At 63.7% G+C, this 15,707-nt stretch carries 15 protein-coding genes and 1 pseudogene; 10 read left to right on the top strand and 6 right to left on the bottom strand.

The annotated features are described in order from the left end of the window. On the bottom strand, window positions 1–362 hold a 362-nt coding region (locus tag WCB02_RS11090; RefSeq protein ID WP_423958188.1), incomplete at its 3' end, for a response regulator. 217 nt (window positions 363–579) lie between these two features. Here WCB02_RS11090 and WCB02_RS11095 point away from each other — a divergent pair. The 3 genes from WCB02_RS11095 (at window position 580) to WCB02_RS11105 (ending at window position 2,060) form a co-directional block, all read left to right on the top strand. Then, complete coding sequence (locus WCB02_RS11095; RefSeq protein ID WP_423958189.1) at window positions 580–867, top strand: hypothetical protein; 288 nt, start codon at window positions 580–582, stop codon at window positions 865–867. Further along, window positions 861–1,136 carry a hypothetical protein gene (locus WCB02_RS11100; RefSeq protein WP_423958190.1) on the top strand — a complete coding sequence of 92 codons (276 nt, stop codon included), beginning with the start codon at window positions 861–863 and terminating at the stop codon, window positions 1,134–1,136. The genes WCB02_RS11095 and WCB02_RS11100 overlap by 7 nt, the downstream gene beginning before the upstream one ends. Before the next feature lie 126 nt (window positions 1,137–1,262). After that, entirely contained in the window at window positions 1,263–2,060 is a 798-nt protein-coding gene (locus WCB02_RS11105) for a sterol desaturase family protein (protein WP_423958191.1), read from the top strand. Between the two features lie 12 nt (window positions 2,061–2,072). On the opposite strand, the gene WCB02_RS11110 is transcribed toward WCB02_RS11105, so the two are convergent. The 3 genes from WCB02_RS11110 to WCB02_RS11120 all read right to left on the bottom strand — a co-directional run bounded on the left by WCB02_RS11110 (window position 2,073) and on the right by WCB02_RS11120 (window position 7,119). Further along, the gene (locus tag WCB02_RS11110; RefSeq protein WP_423958193.1) at window positions 2,073–4,682 is read right to left on the bottom strand and encodes a patatin-like phospholipase family protein; all 2,610 of its coding nucleotides are present in this window, start codon (window positions 4,680–4,682) and stop codon (window positions 2,073–2,075) included. A gap of 33 nt (window positions 4,683–4,715) precedes the next feature. After that, entirely contained in the window at window positions 4,716–5,576 is an 861-nt protein-coding gene (locus WCB02_RS11115) for a hypothetical protein (protein WP_423958195.1), read from the bottom strand. A gap of 124 nt (window positions 5,577–5,700) precedes the next feature. Further along, a complete protein-coding gene (locus WCB02_RS11120; protein ID WP_423958197.1) occupies window positions 5,701–7,119 on the bottom strand; it encodes an FAD-binding oxidoreductase in 1,419 nt (472 codons plus the stop codon). 85 nt (window positions 7,120–7,204) lie between these two features. Here WCB02_RS11120 and WCB02_RS11125 point away from each other — a divergent pair, with 85 nt between their 5' ends. Further along, the gene (locus WCB02_RS11125; protein ID WP_423958198.1) at window positions 7,205–7,717 is read left to right on the top strand and encodes a thioesterase family protein; all 513 of its coding nucleotides are present in this window, start codon (window positions 7,205–7,207) and stop codon (window positions 7,715–7,717) included. A gap of 22 nt (window positions 7,718–7,739) precedes the next feature. Here WCB02_RS11125 and WCB02_RS11130 read toward each other — a convergent pair whose 3' ends face one another. Next, the gene (locus WCB02_RS11130) at window positions 7,740–9,248 is read right to left on the bottom strand and encodes an amidase (RefSeq protein WP_423958200.1); all 1,509 of its coding nucleotides are present in this window, start codon (window positions 9,246–9,248) and stop codon (window positions 7,740–7,742) included. Between the two features lie 190 nt (window positions 9,249–9,438). After that, window positions 9,439–9,609 carry a DUF1328 domain-containing protein gene (locus tag WCB02_RS11135; RefSeq protein WP_423958201.1) on the bottom strand — a complete coding sequence of 57 codons (171 nt, stop codon included), beginning with the start codon at window positions 9,607–9,609 and terminating at the stop codon, window positions 9,439–9,441. A 281-nt stretch (window positions 9,610–9,890) separates the two neighbouring features. Between WCB02_RS11135 and WCB02_RS11140 the strand changes: the two genes are divergently transcribed. The 6 genes and pseudogenes from WCB02_RS11140 to WCB02_RS11165 all read left to right on the top strand — a co-directional run. Continuing rightward, complete coding sequence (locus WCB02_RS11140) at window positions 9,891–12,539, top strand: ATP-dependent helicase (protein ID WP_423958202.1); 2,649 nt, start codon at window positions 9,891–9,893, stop codon at window positions 12,537–12,539. Window positions 12,540–12,692: 153 nt separating this feature from the next. Continuing rightward, entirely contained in the window at window positions 12,693–13,103 is a 411-nt protein-coding gene (locus WCB02_RS11145; RefSeq protein WP_423958203.1) for a hypothetical protein, read from the top strand. Beyond that, the gene (locus WCB02_RS11150; protein ID WP_423958204.1) at window positions 13,103–13,783 is read left to right on the top strand and encodes an OmpA family protein; all 681 of its coding nucleotides are present in this window, start codon (window positions 13,103–13,105) and stop codon (window positions 13,781–13,783) included. Before WCB02_RS11145 ends, WCB02_RS11150 begins: the two co-directional genes overlap by 1 nt. A 47-nt stretch (window positions 13,784–13,830) precedes the next feature. Beyond that, window positions 13,831–13,962 (top strand): annotated as a pseudogene (locus tag WCB02_RS11155) (type II toxin-antitoxin system HicA family toxin); the annotation flags it as partial. A gap of 102 nt (window positions 13,963–14,064) precedes the next feature. After that, complete coding sequence (locus WCB02_RS11160; protein WP_423958206.1) at window positions 14,065–14,988, top strand: ABC transporter ATP-binding protein; 924 nt, start codon at window positions 14,065–14,067, stop codon at window positions 14,986–14,988. Next, window positions 14,985–15,707, top strand: a 723-nt coding sequence (locus tag WCB02_RS11165; protein WP_423958207.1) for an ABC transporter permease, incomplete at its 3' end; no start/stop codon positions are given. The genes WCB02_RS11160 and WCB02_RS11165, both read left to right, overlap by 4 nt.

A 15,707-nucleotide genomic window follows, 5' to 3' on the forward strand; every position in this document is an offset into this window, starting at 1 on the left:
GCCCGGCGCAGCACCGCGCGGATGCGCGCCAGCAATTCCCTCGGATTGAACGGCTTTGCAAGATAATCGTCGGCGCCGATCTCGAGCCCGACGATGCGGTCGACGTCATCGCCCTTGGCGGTCAGCATCAGGATCGGCAGGCCGCCGCGCGCACGCAACCGCCGGCAGATCGAGAGACCGTCTTCGCCGGGCAGCATGATGTCGAGCACGATCAGGTCGGGTCGGCCGCGCAGCAGCGCGCGATCCATCGCCGCGCCGTCCTCGGCGCAGATCGTCGCGAAACCCTCACGTGTCAGGAAATCAGCGAGCAGCGAGCGGATCTCGCGATCGTCTTCCACGATCATGATGGTGCGATCGTCCATGACCGCACTTTATGAAGCCGGGCACGGGCGGCAAGAGGGCAGGCGACCACGGTTACAAAACGTTACAAAATCGCGACTCGCGGAAACACGGAGGCAAAGACCGACAGGCAGGTTGTTGCGATAGGGGGTGCCGGCTTCCTAAGCCGGCGGCCTCAAGACAAAGGAGGACGGTCGGCTCTTGATCGACAACACCAAAGCACGAAAGGATCGATGCTCCATGCGAACATTCTTCACCGTGGCGGCGTTCGCCATCGCCGCGATGGCGGGCCCGGCGGCTCAGGCTTTTCCTGTTTCGCCGCAGTCCCCGCTTGCGAACTCCGTCATCGAAGTCAGCGGCCTCTGCGGCCTTGGCTGGCATCGCGGACGCGACGGCATGTGCTACCGCAATGGCGGTCCCTATGGCTACGGGCCCTATGCCGGCTATGTACCGACCTATGTCTACGATCCCGCCCACTGCTGGTGGACGCAGACGGTATTCGGCCCACGCAGGGTGTGCGCATGGTGAGGCCCGCGAGGCTGCGCGATCTCAGGCTCGCCATCGCAGGCGTGCTCGCCGCGACCATTGCGGCCACTGCGGCCTTTGCCGCCAACGCTCAGGACCGGCAAGCGCTCCGGGACGCCTGCGGCGGCGATATGCGCGCGGTCTGCTCCGGCGTGCTTCCGGGCGGCGGACGCATCAAGCAATGCATGCTCGATCACTTCGATCAGTTGTCCAACGGCTGCAAGAGCGCAATGAAGCAAGCGCAAGCGCGGGCGCAATCGCCCGGCAAGTGATGCCCGGCACAGCAACGGGTCATGGCCGCGGGCCTTTCAGCGTGCGGCCATCACCGGCACCGATCAGAGGGAGCTCATCACACGAGAACGGGTTTGCTGACGTCGACCGGTCATCACGGGAGGGGAATGGTCCTTCTCGTCATGCTCGGCCTGATGCTCTCGGAATATCTGATCCACCGCCTGAACGACGACGGCGGCAGCTATGACGCGCGGGAGTCCGTTGCCTCGCTTGCGATCGCGCTTGGCAACAAGGCCGTCGCAGCCCTCACCGCCGGAATCGCCGCGGTGCCCATCATGGTCGTCTATCGGCATCGGCTATTCGATCTGGAGCTCGACACGGTCTGGGGCTGGGGCGCGCTGTTCCTGGGAGTCGAGTTCTGCTACTATCTGCATCACCTCGCGATGCACAAGATCCGCTGGTTCTGGGCAACGCATGCCGTGCATCATTCGCCGACGCGTCTCAATCTCAGTGCCGCGGTCCGGCTCGGCTGGGGCGCTCACCTGACCGGCGGCTTCCTGTTCTATCTGCCGTTGGTCGCGCTCGGCTTCAATCCCGCGGCGGTGGTCGCGCTGCTCTCAACGGGACTGATCTACCAGTTCTTCCTGCACGTAGCGCGTCCGCCGCATCTCGGAGCGCTGGAATGGGTGCTCAACACGCCGCGCCACCATCACGTGCACCATGCATCGAATCCGTCGTGCATCGACAGAAACTTCGGCAGTGTGCTGATCGTGTTCGACCGGTTGTTCGGCACCTTCGCGGCCGCGCCTCGCGACGAGGCCATGCGGTTTGGCGTCGCCGGCATGCCTGCGAGCACCAATCCGCTCAACATCGTGTTCGCCGCCTGGATGCGGATGTTCCGCGAGATGCTGCACGCCAAGGGCGTCGCCGCCAAGCTTCGCACGCTGCTGGCACCGCCAGGGTAAAATCGAGGCGGTTCAGGGTCCGCGTCTCAGCCGCCGCTTTCGCGGAATACGCTGTGCCGACGGCATCCGTAGCCGGAGACCCGTTTCAGCCGTCGCGACGTCCAACCTTTCCTTGTCGGAATGCCTCGCATATCCTGTGGTCACGGCTTTCCAGGACGCGATCGTGGTTTGCAGTTCGAGCGCGTCGATCATCTGTATCGCGCTATCGTAGCCAAGAAGGCGGTACGCATCGAACTGATCTGGAACAAAAAACTGGTCTGCGGTCGTCTGGTGCGGAAAGGTGGGATTGTTGGCGAGATAGCCGGCCGTCGTGAAGTCCATCTGACGGATCAGAGTCGCTTTCACATAGATCAGCACGCCATGGCTGCCGTCCTTGTAGCTGATCGTCCCGACCAGAAACGGCGCTTTTGCGTATTTGACGCCGGCAGGATAACCGCCATTGCTCGGATACATGACCAATCGTTCGGGGCCCTCCTCACCCTTGGCGAAGTCCAGCCGGGCGCCGAAATCTTGCTCGATGCGCCGCGACGCCGAAACCAGTGAGGACAGGCTGATCGACGGATCTTCCTCCCCATCGACAATCAGGATGATCTCCAGTTTCCGGCGTGCCAGTTCGTACAAACCGAGATTCTCGAAATGGCCTCCATCGGTGAGCTCGAGATATTTGCTGTCGCGTCGATGCTTGGAGAAGCCTGCGTAGATGCCCATCATGAGGAATGTCGGAATCGAGCGAATCCACCGCGACGTCCGGAGCCCCGGATTGCCGACCCAGAGCCCAAGCCGCATGTTCAGGAGCGACATCACCGCCGAGACCAGCGGATTCATGGTGATGCCCGTTCCGATGTAACCGGCGCTGGCATTCGCAGCGGCGCCTGATGCCGCCGTGGCCGACGCCAAGGTGAGCGGCCCGTTGAGCTCGATATATTTGAGCGTGTCCTGCCAGCCCGTGGCGGTGCTCCCGACAAAAAACGGCGAGATCAGGAAATTGTCGCCGCCTCGCGAGGCCACTTTTCGATCGTCGTCGTTGATCAGTATCGCGTTGGTGTTGATCAGCGGATAAGGCCGCGCTCTCCAAGCGTCGCCCGCCTGCCGGGCCGCGAAGAAATCCCGCAACGCGCCGACGGACAGGCTGTCGGCGGCGGGCGAGAAGTCCGACTGCATCGCCTCGACCGCGCTGTCTTTCGGCATGAAGGCTTCCATCAGCCGGTCGCGGTAGAACCGATGGAAGCCCACATAATTGACGTTGGCAACGAGCGCAATGGCGAACGCCAGCAGCATTGCGCTGCCGATGCCGACCAGCGTGTAGACCTTCCACTGGCCCAGATCCTGGAAATGAAGCAGCAGCATCGCCAGAACATAGGCCGTCACCGCCGTCATGTAGAGGGCGACAATCGCCGCAACGGTAGCGGCGATTTGCCCGATCAGGCTAGGCACGATGTTGCGGAGAAATGTGTAATAGCCGTACAGCGCCGCTCCCACGCCACTCAGGAGACTGGACAGTGCGACCATTGCGGCCTGGACGCCATGGTCGGAGACGTACTGATCTCCAAGAAACGGCATGATCGGAATCGTCGCATAGACGAGCATGGCAAGCGATGGAATGAAGGCCAATCCCATGATGCGTTCGGTCGTGCGCCGCAGCCAATAACTGGCATTGAGCGACTTTGGCGTCATCAATTCCGATATGACGATCACCGCGCAAACCGCCAAGGTGACGGCCAGCGCGACGGCCACCAAGATCACTGTCGTGTCGCGGGATTCGTAGCCGAACAAAACCCAAAGCAATCCGACCAGGCAGCCAAAGCCAAGCACGCTGAACGTCACGACGGTCTGGGCAGGGTCGCCGGCGTCCTGGGGAGCGCGGCTGACGAGAGCGAACAAAAGTGCCGCGACCACAAACAGACCGGTCACGATGTAGAAAGTCCAAAGACCAAGAGCGTAGACCGCAGGATATTCGAGATGGCAGTGCAAGACATCGTCGCACGTATGATCCCATCGCTCGGCTATGACGCCGAAAAGCGGCGAAAGGACCTTGAACGAGCCAAACAGCAGGTCGAGCGGATAGCCCACTATCGACAACACCAGAAAGCACGCCGCGATCACAGGAATCCAGGTCAGCGAACTGATGATGATCGTACGCAACAGCACGCCGAGGATGGACCAGATGCTGAGGCCGCGCCCGGGCGTCAGATACGAACTATGCGCGCGCAGAAATGCCAGGTTTTTCTCCGCACGCAGTTGCGTGGGCGTCAACGCCGTATCGGGGCTGGGCCGAGCTGATCCATAAGGAAAATTGGACGGTGAGAGCCCAAAAACCGGCCCGGCTTGGCCCTGCTCATCGTCGCGCCGCGATTGCCACCACCATTGCAGGGACGTGGCCAGGTAGCCGCCTCCCGACACGCTCGAGATGTAGTCGAAGCGTTTCAGCAAATCCTTTTCGGCCAGCGCCTGCAGCACGCCAAGACAAAAGGTCGCCGACCTGATTCCACCACCGGAAAGACCGATGCCGGCCCATGGCGCGGGATCGGCTCCGCCAAGGCGCTCTGCCCGATGCAGGCCGATTGCAATTCTTTCCCGGTCGATGACGTCCTGCTCGCTGGCCGGCGGAGCATCGTCACGCATGAGGCCGCTCATCCCGCTCACCTTCGGCCGAACCTAAGGAGACAACGCCCACGCGTTTTCACTCGCGCGCGTATAGTTCAAGCCGTTCGCGATCAGATCCTCCAGATCGTTGATCCTGAGGAAACTTCCGCGGCCGAGGGCAGAGAGGCGGAATCGCACGCAGGTCGGCAACGCGGCGTCAACGCGATACTGCTTGAGCTCGACACGCTGGTCGGCAAGCTTCTGCGAACTCGCATAGGTCGGGGTGATGCCAAACCAGGCAAGCGCCTGGCTGTAGCTGCCGCCGGAAACGACGGCGGGATCGAAGGAGAACTCAGAACGGTTGCTGCGCGCATCCCATGGCACGATGGAATCCTGCGTGCCGTCGTCGGTGACGTGGCATGCCCCCCTGCGAGCCGCATAGCGAAAATGGAATGCGTGCAAGACGCCGCTTTCGGCAACTTTGCGTCCTTCGTCGTGGTATCGCTCATAGGAAGCGGCAGAGATATCCTTCTCGCCGAAATCGGCGACGGCACCGCATTTGCCGTTATCGAAGGCTTCGGCGCGGCGAACGAGATGAACATCTCTCGCGGCGTGTCCGACCAAGGGCTCATCGAGCCGCCGCGTCCGCGCGGATTTCACAATCACGACACCCGATCTCGCAGGATCGATGTTTTCGCGAATCACATAGGCGAAGTCCACGGTTTGACTGCTGAGATCGGGCTGCACGCCGTCCAGCGCCGTCCAGCCATCCGCACCTTTTGGCCGGAAGAACACCTGGTGACCCCGCAATTGCAGCGGATCGCGCATCAAGAACCGACAATCGTCCGCCAGGCACGAACTGGCAGCAAATATCATGATTACGCCAATACCGATTCGACGAAGCCCCGCCCCCACGTCCATGGAAGCCTCCATACCGTCAAATTATCGAACCAGAATCAATTTTAGAATTACAATCTGTGTTGATTGGTATCGCAACCACAATCAGAGGTGGGCAGGATATCGAGGGCGGCAATAGATCGCAAGAGGCGCGTTGCCGTCACGCCGCCGGCACGATCTTCCCAGGATTGAAAATATTCTGCGGATCGAGCGCGCGTTTCAGCGCGCGCATCGCCTCCAGCGCCTCGGGGCCGAGTTCGGCCTGCAGATATTTCTGCTTGCCCTGCCCGATGCCATGCTCGCCGGTGCAGGTGCCGCCCATCGCCTGCGCGCGCTCGACCAGGCGGTGCATGAAATCCTCGCCGCGCGCCATCTCCTCCTTGTCGTCGACGTCGCAGGCCAGCGAACAGTGGAAATTGCCGTCACCGACATGGCCGACGATCGGCGAAATCAGCTTGAGCCGCTTCAGATCGGCTTCGGTCTCGCCGACACAGTCGGCGAGACGCGAGATCGGCACGCAGACGTCGGTCGCCACCACGCCGGCGCCGGGGCGCAACGCCTTCACCGCCCAATAGGCGTCGTGCCGCGCCTGCCACAGTTTGGTGCGGTCCTCGGGCCGCGTGGTCCAGGTGAAATCACCGCCGCCGCATTCCTTTGCGATCTCGGCGAAATTCTTCGACTGCTCGCCGACCTCGGCCGCGCTGCCGTGGAATTCGAGCAGCAGCAGCGGCGTCTCCGGCAGCGACAGTTTCGAATAGGAATTGCTGGCCTTGACCTGTTCGTCATTGAGCAGCTCGATGCGCGCCACCGGAATGCCGGTCTGGATCGCGAGGATCGTCGCCTGGCAGGCGCCGCGCAGGCTGTCGAAGGAACAGGCGGCGGCCGCGATGGTCTCGGGGATGCCGCGCAGCCGCATCGTCAGTTCGGAGATGATGCCCAGCGTGCCTTCGGCGCCGATGAACAGATGCGTCAGGTCGTAGCCGGCGGAGGATTTCTTCGCCCGCGTGCCGGTCTTGATGATCTCGCCGTCGCCGCGCACCACCTTCAGCGCCAATACATTGTCGCGCATGGTGCCGTAGCGAACCGCATTGGTACCGGACGCCCGCGTCGAAGCCATGCCGCCCAGCGAGGCGTCGGCGCCGGGATCGATCGGAAAGAACAGGCCCTGGTCGCGCAGATGCTCATTCAGCGCCTTGCGGGTGACGCCAGGCTGGATCACGCAGTCCAGATCCTCGGGATGGACCTCCAGCACCTGGTTCATGTCACGCAGGTCGATGCAGATGCCGCCGGCGGGCGCGTTGACCTGGCCCTCCAGCGAGGTGCCGGTGCCGAACGCGATCACGGGCACGCCGTGTCTGGCGCAGATCCGCACCACGTCCTGGATATCGGCCGTCTCCTGCGCCATGACCACCGCGTCCGGCGGCTGGTTCGGCAGCCAGGTCGTGGTATGCCCGTGCTGCTCGCGGACCGCCTGAGAGGTGACCAGCCGGTTGCCGAAGCGCGCGGCCAGGGCTTCCAGGGCGCTCGCCAGCGCCTGCGGTTCGGGGCGCTTCAAGGTATTGGTGACGTTGATGTTCACAGTCTCTCCTCCCGGCTTTGAAGGACCGTGGCAAAGGATATATTGCGGGTCAATAGACCTTGTGGCGAACCGACGGGAAGACCTGATGACCGATGCTGGACCTGCCCAGGACGTGCTCCGGCCGACACCCTTCCTGTCCTCGGTGATGCAGATCGAGCCGCAATGGATCGACTACAACGGCCACCTCAACATGGCCTATTACAACGTGATGTTCGATCGCGCGATCGACGAATTGTGGTCAGAGCTCGGGATCGGGCCGAGCTACATGAGAGAACGCCACGGCTCGACCTTCACGGCCGAATGCCATGTCCGCTATCTGCGCGAGATTCATCTCGGCGATCCCGTGCAGGTGTCGATCATGCTGGTCGGCGCCGACGCGAAGCGGCTGCACACCTTTGAAGAGCTGCGCCACGCCGGCGAAGGCTGGCTGTCAGCCACCTCGGAGAACATGACGATCCATATCGACATGACTGCCCGCAAGACCGCGCCATTTCCGCCCGACATTCGCGCGCGAATTCAGTCGGTCGTCGACGCCCATGCGGCGATTCCGCGCCCTGAGGGACTGGGCCGCCAGATCGCCATGCCGGTGAAGCGCTAACCTCCAGCTAGCAGCCCCCTCCTCAAGCCCGATCGCACTCCGTCACCCATGCCGGCAGCCTGGCAAACCAGGGCCGCGCCGTCTCGAGCTGGGCTGCGAGTTGCAGCAGCCGATGCTCCTCGCCGAAACGCGCGACGAATTGCACGCCGAGCGGCAGTCCGTCCGCAGTCCAGTGCAAGGGCACGCTCATCGCCGGTGTGCCGGTCAGATTGGCGAGCTGGGTGAAGGGCACATATTGCAGGCTGTCGCGCGCGATCTTGTCGACCGTGCGCTCGAGCAGGCCAAGACGTTTCAGCAGTCCAAGCAGGCCAATCCGGTCGAGCAGGTTCAGCATCGCCTGCTCCGCCGCCGACGGGTCGCCCTGGCCATGGCGGATCGGCGGATGCGCGAGCGTTGGCGTCAACAGCAGGTCGTAACGCTGATGGAAGCGCGCCAGCGCCCGCGCAAATTCGTTCCATCCGAGCAATTGCGCCGTCAGCGTCCCGGCTGAGGTGGCACCGCCCAAGGTCGCCAGCACCCGCGTCAGCAGTTCGAAATCCGAATTGCGCGCGCCGGCCGCGCGGGCCTGCGCCACCATGGCCGGCACCTGTCCGAAATAGACATGCAGGAAGGCTTTCGCGAGCGCAGCGCCGTCGATCGCCGGCTCCGCTTCCTCGACCTCATGGCCGAGACCGGCGAGCAATCTGGCCGCCTCGTTCACGGCCGCGACGGCTTCGGGGTGAACCTCGGTTCCGATCGGCGAGGCCGCGGTGAAGCCGATGCGCAGCCGGCCGGGATCGCGGCGCATCGATTCCGCGTAGGGCTCGCTTGACCTTCCGATCACAAAGGGATCGCCGGGCTCGCTGCCGGCCGCGACATCGAGCGCCGCCGCGGTGTCGCGCACGCTGCGTGAGATCACGCCCTCGCTCGATGCGCCGTACCAATATTCGCCATAGGCGGGCCCGGAGGAAATGCGAGCGCGCGAGGGACGCAGGCCGAACAGGCCGCAGCAGGCGGCGGGAATGCGAATCGAGCCGCCGCCATCATTGCCCGCCGCCATCGGGACGACGCCCGAGGCGACTGCGGCGGCGGCGCCGCCGCTTGAGCCGCCGGGCGTGTGATCGACATTCCAGGGATTGCTGGCCCGGCCGAACAGTCGCGAATCCGAGACGCCCTTGAGGGCAAATTCCGGCAGATTGGTCTTGCCGAAAATCACCAGCCCGGCTTCGAGATAGCGCCGCACCACATGGGCATGATCGCGGGCGACGGCCCCCTGCATCGAGCGGCTGCCATAGCTCGTCGGCAGGCCGGCATAGTCCTGCGCGCAATCCTTGATCAGGAAGGGAACGCCGGCGAAAGGGCCGGTCAGCGGCTTCGTCAATTGGGCGCGGGCTTCGCCCTCCATCAGGCGGCAGATCGCGTTGGTGTTTGGCTGAGCCGCCGCACTTTGTCGCAGCGCGAGGTCGAGCAAGTCCGCAGCGGTGGCCTCGCCGCGCGCAACGCATTCGGCGAGGCCGACCGCGTCGCGTTGCAAATATTCGCTTGATTGCATGAAACGCCCCCGGAAGCTCGGGGACGACGGTATCACCTCTGCGCGTGCACGCCAGTCGTCGGCGGCCTATCTGCGGCCGCTGATGTCCGACAAGTCGTCGCGCAGGCGCACGCCGCGATACTGCTGCGCGAGGGCGTCTCCGGCAAAGCCGCGATGCCCTCGAAATAACAATTGCCGCGAGAACGCGAGATCAGACTCTTCGTCCGCGCGACACGCCGACCACGGCCGAGATCACGAACAGCACGACGGCGACGAAGAAGATGATCTTGGCGATTTCGATCGACGCGCCGGCAATGCCGCCGAAGCCGAGAACGCCGGCGACCAACGCGACAATCAGTAAGGTGACGACCCAACCCAGCATGACACGAACCTCCGTTTCGAATGCGTAGCGATTGGCGCGATCGGCGCCCGCTCCTGCGCAAACAATCCGGCGTGGAAACGAAAGTTCCGCGCCGCGAAGCTCGGAAAATCGCCCGACAGATGGAACAAGACCCGCTTTTGCTCGCAAACCCGGCCGTCCGAGCCGGTTCCGATAAGTCTGTAAAACCTACTGAGCCGGCCCCATATAGGCTGCAATCCCTGCTAAGAAGGCTCCCTTTCGCAGCCCCGCAGTGCCATCGTGCGGTGGAAAAACGATTCGCAATGACCGAGCCGAACCGACTGAGCCATGCTCCCGCTCCCGACCACCAGCCCGTCGCTGGCGGGATCGCCGCGCGCGCCCGCGCCACGACGGCCCCGCAATATCTCTCCGGCCTCAATGCCGAGCAGCGTGAGGCGGTGGAAACGCTGGACGGCCCGGTGCTGGTGCTGGCCGGAGCCGGCACCGGCAAGACGCGCGTGCTGACCACGCGCATCGCGCATATCCTCAGCCTGGGCCGCGCGCGCCCGAACGAAATCCTCTCGGTGACCTTCACCAACAAGGCGGCGCGCGAGATGAAGCTCCGGCTTGGCCAGATGCTGGGCCAGGCGGTGGAAGGTATGCCGTGGCTCGGCACCTTCCACTCGATCGGCGGCCGCATCCTGCGCAGCCATGCCGAAATGGCGCAGCTGAAATCCAATTTCACCGTGCTCGACGTCGACGACCAGATCCGGCTGCTGAAGCAGCTGCTGCAGGCGGAGAATATCGACGACAAGCGCTGGCCGGCGCGCATGCTGGCCGGCCTGATCGACGGCTGGAAGAACCGCGGCCTGGCGCCCTCGCAGGTGCCCCCAGGCGAAGCCGCGGTGTTCGGCAACGGCAAGGGCGGCAAGCTCTATGCGAGCTACCAGGAGCGGCTGAAAATTCTCAATGCTGCCGATTTCGGCGATCTGCTGCTGGAAGACATCCGGATCTTCCGCGAGCATCCGGACATCCTCCGGCAATACCAGAGCCGCTTCAAGTTCATCCTGGTCGATGAGTATCAGGACACCAATGTCGCGCAATATCTCTGGCTGCGGCTATTGTCGCAGATGCCGTCCAAGCCGGGCACGCCTCTTTCTTCCATTCCTGGGCGGCCCGACGGCCCGAACCCTGTTTCTGGCGATGAAGAGGGCTCATCTCGAGGTTCCGGGCTCGTACCTGGCGGGACGCCCCGGAAAGACGACGGACGTATCCTCCCCGCAGCGAGCGGCGAGAGAGAGAAGGCGCCGCCGAAAAACATCTGCTGCGTCGGCGACGACGACCAGTCGATCTATGGCTGGCGCGGCGCGGAGGTCGACAACATCCTGCGCTTCGAGCACGATTTTCCCGGCGCCAAGGTGATCCGGCTGGAGCGCAACTACCGCTCGACCGGCCACATCCTCGCCGCCGCCTCGCATCTGATCGCACACAATGAAGGCCGACTCGGCAAGACGCTGCGCACCGAGGACGTCGCCGGCGAGAAGGTCACCGTGACCGGGGCCTGGGATTCCGAAGAAGAAGCCCGCGCCATCGGCGAAGAGATCGAGGAACTGCAGCGCGGCGGCGAAAAACTCAACGAGATCGCGATCCTGGTGCGGGCCTCCTACCAGATGCGCGAGATCGAAGACCGCTTCGTCACGCTCGGCCTGTCCTATCGCGTGATCGGCGGCCCCAGATTCTATGAGCGCGCCGAAATCCGCGACGCACTGGCCTATCTCCGCGTCATCAACTCGCCGGCCGATGACCTGGCCTTCGAGCGCATCGTCAACGTGCCGAAGCGCGGGCTCGGCGACGCCACGGTGCAGCTGCTGCACGACCATGCCCGCAAGCGCCGCATCCCCTTGTTCGAGGCGGCGCGCGCGGTGGTCGAGACCGACGAATTGAAGCCGAAGGCGCGCGGCGCGCTGCGGGATCTGGTCATGAGCTTCGATCGCTGGCGCGCGCAGCGTGAGGTGACCACGCATACCGAACTGGCCGAGATGGTGCTGGACGAGAGCGGCTACACCGAGATGTGGCAGAAGGACCGCTCGGCGGATGCTGCGGGCCGGCTGGAGAACCTGAAGGAACTGGTGCGCTCGCTGGAGGAGTTCGAGAACCTGCAGGGTTTTCTCGAGCACATCTCGCTGGTGATGGACCGCGACGGCGGCGCCGACGACGACGCGGTCTCATTGATGACGCTGCATTCCGCCAAGGGCCTGGAATTCGACAATGTGTTCCTGCCGGGCTGGGAGGAAGGCCTGTTTCCGAGCCAGCGCACGCTCGACGAACAGGGCCGCGCGGGCCTGGAAGAGGAACGCCGCCTCGCCCATGTCGGGCTGACGCGGGCGCGGCGCCGCGCCAAACTGTATTTTGCCACCAACCGGCGGATTCACGGCACCTGGACCACCACGATCCCCTCCCGCTTTCTCGACGAATTGCCGGCGGCGAGCGTCGAGATCACGGAATCCAAGGGCGGCTCGGGCTGGGGCGGCGCCGGCGGCTATGGCCCGTCGCGTTTCGACAATGTGGAATCATTCGGCTCGAGCTACACCACGCCGGGCTGGCAGCGCGCGCAGGCCCGTGGGCGCGGCCAGACCCGCAACGGCCGAGGAAACGGCCAAGGAAACGGTCAAGGAAACGGTCAAGCACAGGGACAGGCGCGGGGCGGTTTCGACGAGGACCAGTCATCCTATTCGGCAGCCGATCCCTTCGGCAGCGGTTTCGCGCGCAAAAAGCGCGCCCCGCTGACGATCGAGGGCGAACTGGTGGCGAAATCCACCGGCACGGTGTCTGAATTTTCGCCGTCCGATCGCGTCTTCCACCAGAAGTTCGGCTACGGCCATGTGGTGAAGATCGACGGCAACAAGCTCACCATCGCGTTCGACAAGGCCGGCGAGAAGAAGGTGGTCGATAGTTTTGTGGAGCGAATGTGACAGCATCGCAGCAGAGCCCGGCGATTGTCCGGCTGACCGGATCGAAGCCGCGCTGATCTGTCACGCGGGCGAAGGTGCGACCTGGAGGCGACCCCACAGTTCTGCCCTTCGTAGGCCTTGACCGTGGCGGAGCGCGTCGTATGAGATGGCGCCATGGTCCGGGGCGTTTTCATCCTGCTGGTTTTCGCGTTCGCTGCGCCATCGCTGGCGGCGGCGGAGACGATGACATTCTCCGATGCCGCCGCATTGCTGGCCAAAAGCTGCAGCGCGGAAATCGATGCCAATTGCCGGGGCGTCAATCTGGACGCGAATCGCCTCAAGGAGTGTCTGTCACGCAATACCGACGCATTGTCGCCGCAATGCGCGACCGGCTATCTCAAGAGCCTCGATGCCATCCAGAAACGGATCGCGGCCCGCGTGGCGGTGGCCAATGCCTGTGGCCGGGAAATCGTCAAGCTGTGTAACGGCTCGACCAAGGAAACCAGCAAGTCGATCCCATGCCTGACGACGGTACAGGTCAGCGCACGCTGCAACCAGGCGATGGGCGACGCGGGGTATCGGTGATGCGGCGGACCAATCGAAGCCTGCGCCATCTGAGCCTGCTCGCGGCCATGCTGGTCGTCGTCCTGGCGCCCGCCTCGCCGTCGCACGCGCAGGCTGCGCTCACGCGCGACGACATCACCGGCCCGCTCAGCCGCTTCGACACCGCGCCGGAACTCGACATCACAGCCTTGCGCCAAAAAGCGCTGGAGCGATCGCGATCCAGGTCGCGCAACGAGCCGGACGTCACGAAGCGGCCCCCGATCGCGCCCGAGCTTCAAAACCTGCCGAGCGTCACGCTCGACATCGAGTTTGATACCGACACACCGATCGTCCGGCCGCAATCCTACGAGACGGTCGGGCGACTTGCCGACGCACTCGTCCATGTCTCGCTATTGCCGTACGACTTCCTGATCGTCGGCCACACCGACGCCACGGGACGGCGCGAGGCCAACGTGCTGCTCAGCCAGCGCCGCGCCGACGCGGTGCGCGACGTGCTGGTCAACACCTTCAAGATCTCGTCGAAGCGGATTCAGACCATCGGCCTCGGCGAGGAGCAATTCATCGATCCCACGCATCCGACATCGCCGGACAACCTGCGGACCCAGATCGTGACCATCGCGAAAGAACCCGAGCAGAGCGAGCAGCCCGCCGCGACCCCGGTCCCGGCAGCGCCTGCGAAGAAGCCTAGCAAAAAGAGATAATCGATTATCGTAGAACGGCGTCGACTTTAACCAACAGCCGCGACATCATTCGACGCCTTGAACGGGAGGGACGGACTCGCGTCCGCGTCGCCGGCTCACACGATTTATTCAAGAGCCCGGTATCGAGGGAAATATTGGTCGCTCCCCATCCCAATACGGACTTGGATTGCGCAACGGCTTCGGCGTTCCTATCTGAGAACGCCCACCAGTTCCCGCCGCCAAAAGCGGGCCAACGCCGCCTTGGCACCTGCTGCCTTCCGGCCGAGATCGATTTACCCATCATGCCTCCGATCATTTCCGTCGCCAATTTGTCAAAGACCTATGGCACCGGCTTCAAGGCGCTGAAGAACGTCAACCTCGACATCCAGCGCGGCGAGATTTTCGCCCTGCTCGGGCCGAACGGTGCCGGCAAGACCACGCTGATCAGCATCATCTGCGGCATCGCCAACCTGAGCGAAGGCAAGGTCACGGTCGGCGGCCACGACATCAACCAGGACTACCGCGCGGCGCGCTCGCTGATCGGGCTGGTGCCTCAGGAGCTCCACACCGATGCGTTCGAGACCGTCTGGGCGACGACCAGCTTCAGCCGCGGCCTGTTCGGCAAGCCGAAGAACCCAGCGCACATCGAAAAGGTGCTGAAGGACCTGTCGCTATGGGACAAGAGGGATTCCAAGATCGTCACCTTGTCCGGCGGCATGAAGCGCCGCGTCATGATCGCGAAAGCGCTGTCGCACCAACCGCAGGTGCTGTTCCTGGACGAGCCGACCGCGGGCGTCGACGTCGAATTGCGCAAGGGCATGTGGGAGGTGGTGCGCGAGCTCAAGGCCGGTGGCGTCACCATCATCCTGACCACCCACTACATCGAAGAGGCCGAGGAGATGGCCGACCGCGTCGGCGTCATCAACAAGGGCGAGATCGTCCTGGTGGAGGACAAGGCCAATCTGATGCAGAAGCTCGGCAGGAAGCGCCTGACCCTGCACCTGCAGGGCCAGATTGACGCGATCCCCGCTGCGCTTGCGCCATACAGGCTCGAACTGTGCGACGGGGGCCGCGAACTGATCTACGATTACGACACCAAGGGCGAGCGCACCGGCATCACCAGCCTGTTGAGCGATCTGCGCGCCAGCGGCATCCGCTTCTTCGACCTGGACACCACGCAGTCGTCGCTGGAAGACATCTTCGTCAGCCTGGTGAGGGCGCAATGAATTTCCACGCGATCCGCGCCATCTATCTGTTCGAGATGGCGCGCACCTTCCGCACGCTGCTGCAGAGCATCGTCTCGCCCGTGGTATCGACCTCGCTGTATTTCGTGGTGTTCGGCGCCGCGATCGGCTCGCGCATCACCTCGGTCGAGGGCGTCAGCTACGGCACCTTCATCGTGCCGGGGCTCGTCATGCTGTCGGTCTTGACGCAGAGCATCGCCAACGCCTCGTTCGGCATCTATTTTCCGAAATTCGTCGGCACCATCTATGAACTGCTGTCGGCGCCGATCTCGTCTTTCGAGATCGTGCTCGGCTATGTCGGGGCGGCTGCGACCAAGTCGATCGTGCTCGGGTTGATCATCCTTGCCACCGCCGGCCTGTTCGTGCCGCTGCATATTCAGCATCCGTTCTGGATGCTGACGTTCCTGGTCTTGACCGCGCTGACCTTCAGCCTGTTCGGCTTCATCATCGGCATCTGGGCCGACGGCTTCGAGAAGCTGCAGATGATCCCCATGCTGGTGGTGACGCCGCTGACCTTCCTCGGCGGCAGCTTCTACTCCGTCAACATGCTGCCGTCGGGCTGGCGCACCATCACGCTTCTCAACCCCGTAGTCTACCTGATCTCGGGCTTCCGCTGGAGCTTTTACGAGATTGCCGACGTCAGCGTCGCCGTCAGCCTTGGCATGACGGTCGCGTTCCTGGTGATCTGCATGGGCGTCGTG

The sequence above is a fragment of the Bradyrhizobium sp. genome, from assembly GCF_049581145.1.
Taxonomy (GTDB): domain Bacteria; phylum Pseudomonadota; class Alphaproteobacteria; order Rhizobiales; family Xanthobacteraceae; genus Bradyrhizobium.

Excerpts from the sequence above, each read along its gene's own strand:
- WCB02_RS11150 (WP_423958204.1), top strand. The coding sequence starts at position 13,103 with ATGCGGCGGACCAATCGAAGCCTGCGCCATCTGAGCCTGCTCGCGGCC.
- WCB02_RS11140 (WP_423958202.1), top strand. The coding sequence starts at position 9,891 with ATGACCGAGCCGAACCGACTGAGCCATGCTCCCGCTCCCGACCACCAG.
- WCB02_RS11130 (WP_423958200.1), bottom strand. The coding sequence starts at position 9,248 with ATGCAATCAAGCGAATATTTGCAACGCGACGCGGTCGGCCTCGCCGAA.
- WCB02_RS11160 (WP_423958206.1), top strand. The coding sequence starts at position 14,065 with ATGCCTCCGATCATTTCCGTCGCCAATTTGTCAAAGACCTATGGCACC.
- WCB02_RS11115 (WP_423958195.1), bottom strand. The coding sequence starts at position 5,576 with ATGGAGGCTTCCATGGACGTGGGGGCGGGGCTTCGTCGAATCGGTATT.
- WCB02_RS11110 (WP_423958193.1), bottom strand. The coding sequence starts at position 4,682 with ATGCGTGACGATGCTCCGCCGGCCAGCGAGCAGGACGTCATCGACCGG.
- WCB02_RS11105 (WP_423958191.1), top strand. The coding sequence starts at position 1,263 with ATGGTCCTTCTCGTCATGCTCGGCCTGATGCTCTCGGAATATCTGATC.
- WCB02_RS11100 (WP_423958190.1), top strand. The coding sequence starts at position 861 with ATGGTGAGGCCCGCGAGGCTGCGCGATCTCAGGCTCGCCATCGCAGGC.
- WCB02_RS11135 (WP_423958201.1), bottom strand. The coding sequence starts at position 9,609 with ATGCTGGGTTGGGTCGTCACCTTACTGATTGTCGCGTTGGTCGCCGGC.
- WCB02_RS11145 (WP_423958203.1), top strand. The coding sequence starts at position 12,693 with ATGGTCCGGGGCGTTTTCATCCTGCTGGTTTTCGCGTTCGCTGCGCCA.
- WCB02_RS11095 (WP_423958189.1), top strand. The coding sequence starts at position 580 with ATGCGAACATTCTTCACCGTGGCGGCGTTCGCCATCGCCGCGATGGCG.
- WCB02_RS11125 (WP_423958198.1), top strand. The coding sequence starts at position 7,205 with ATGACCGATGCTGGACCTGCCCAGGACGTGCTCCGGCCGACACCCTTC.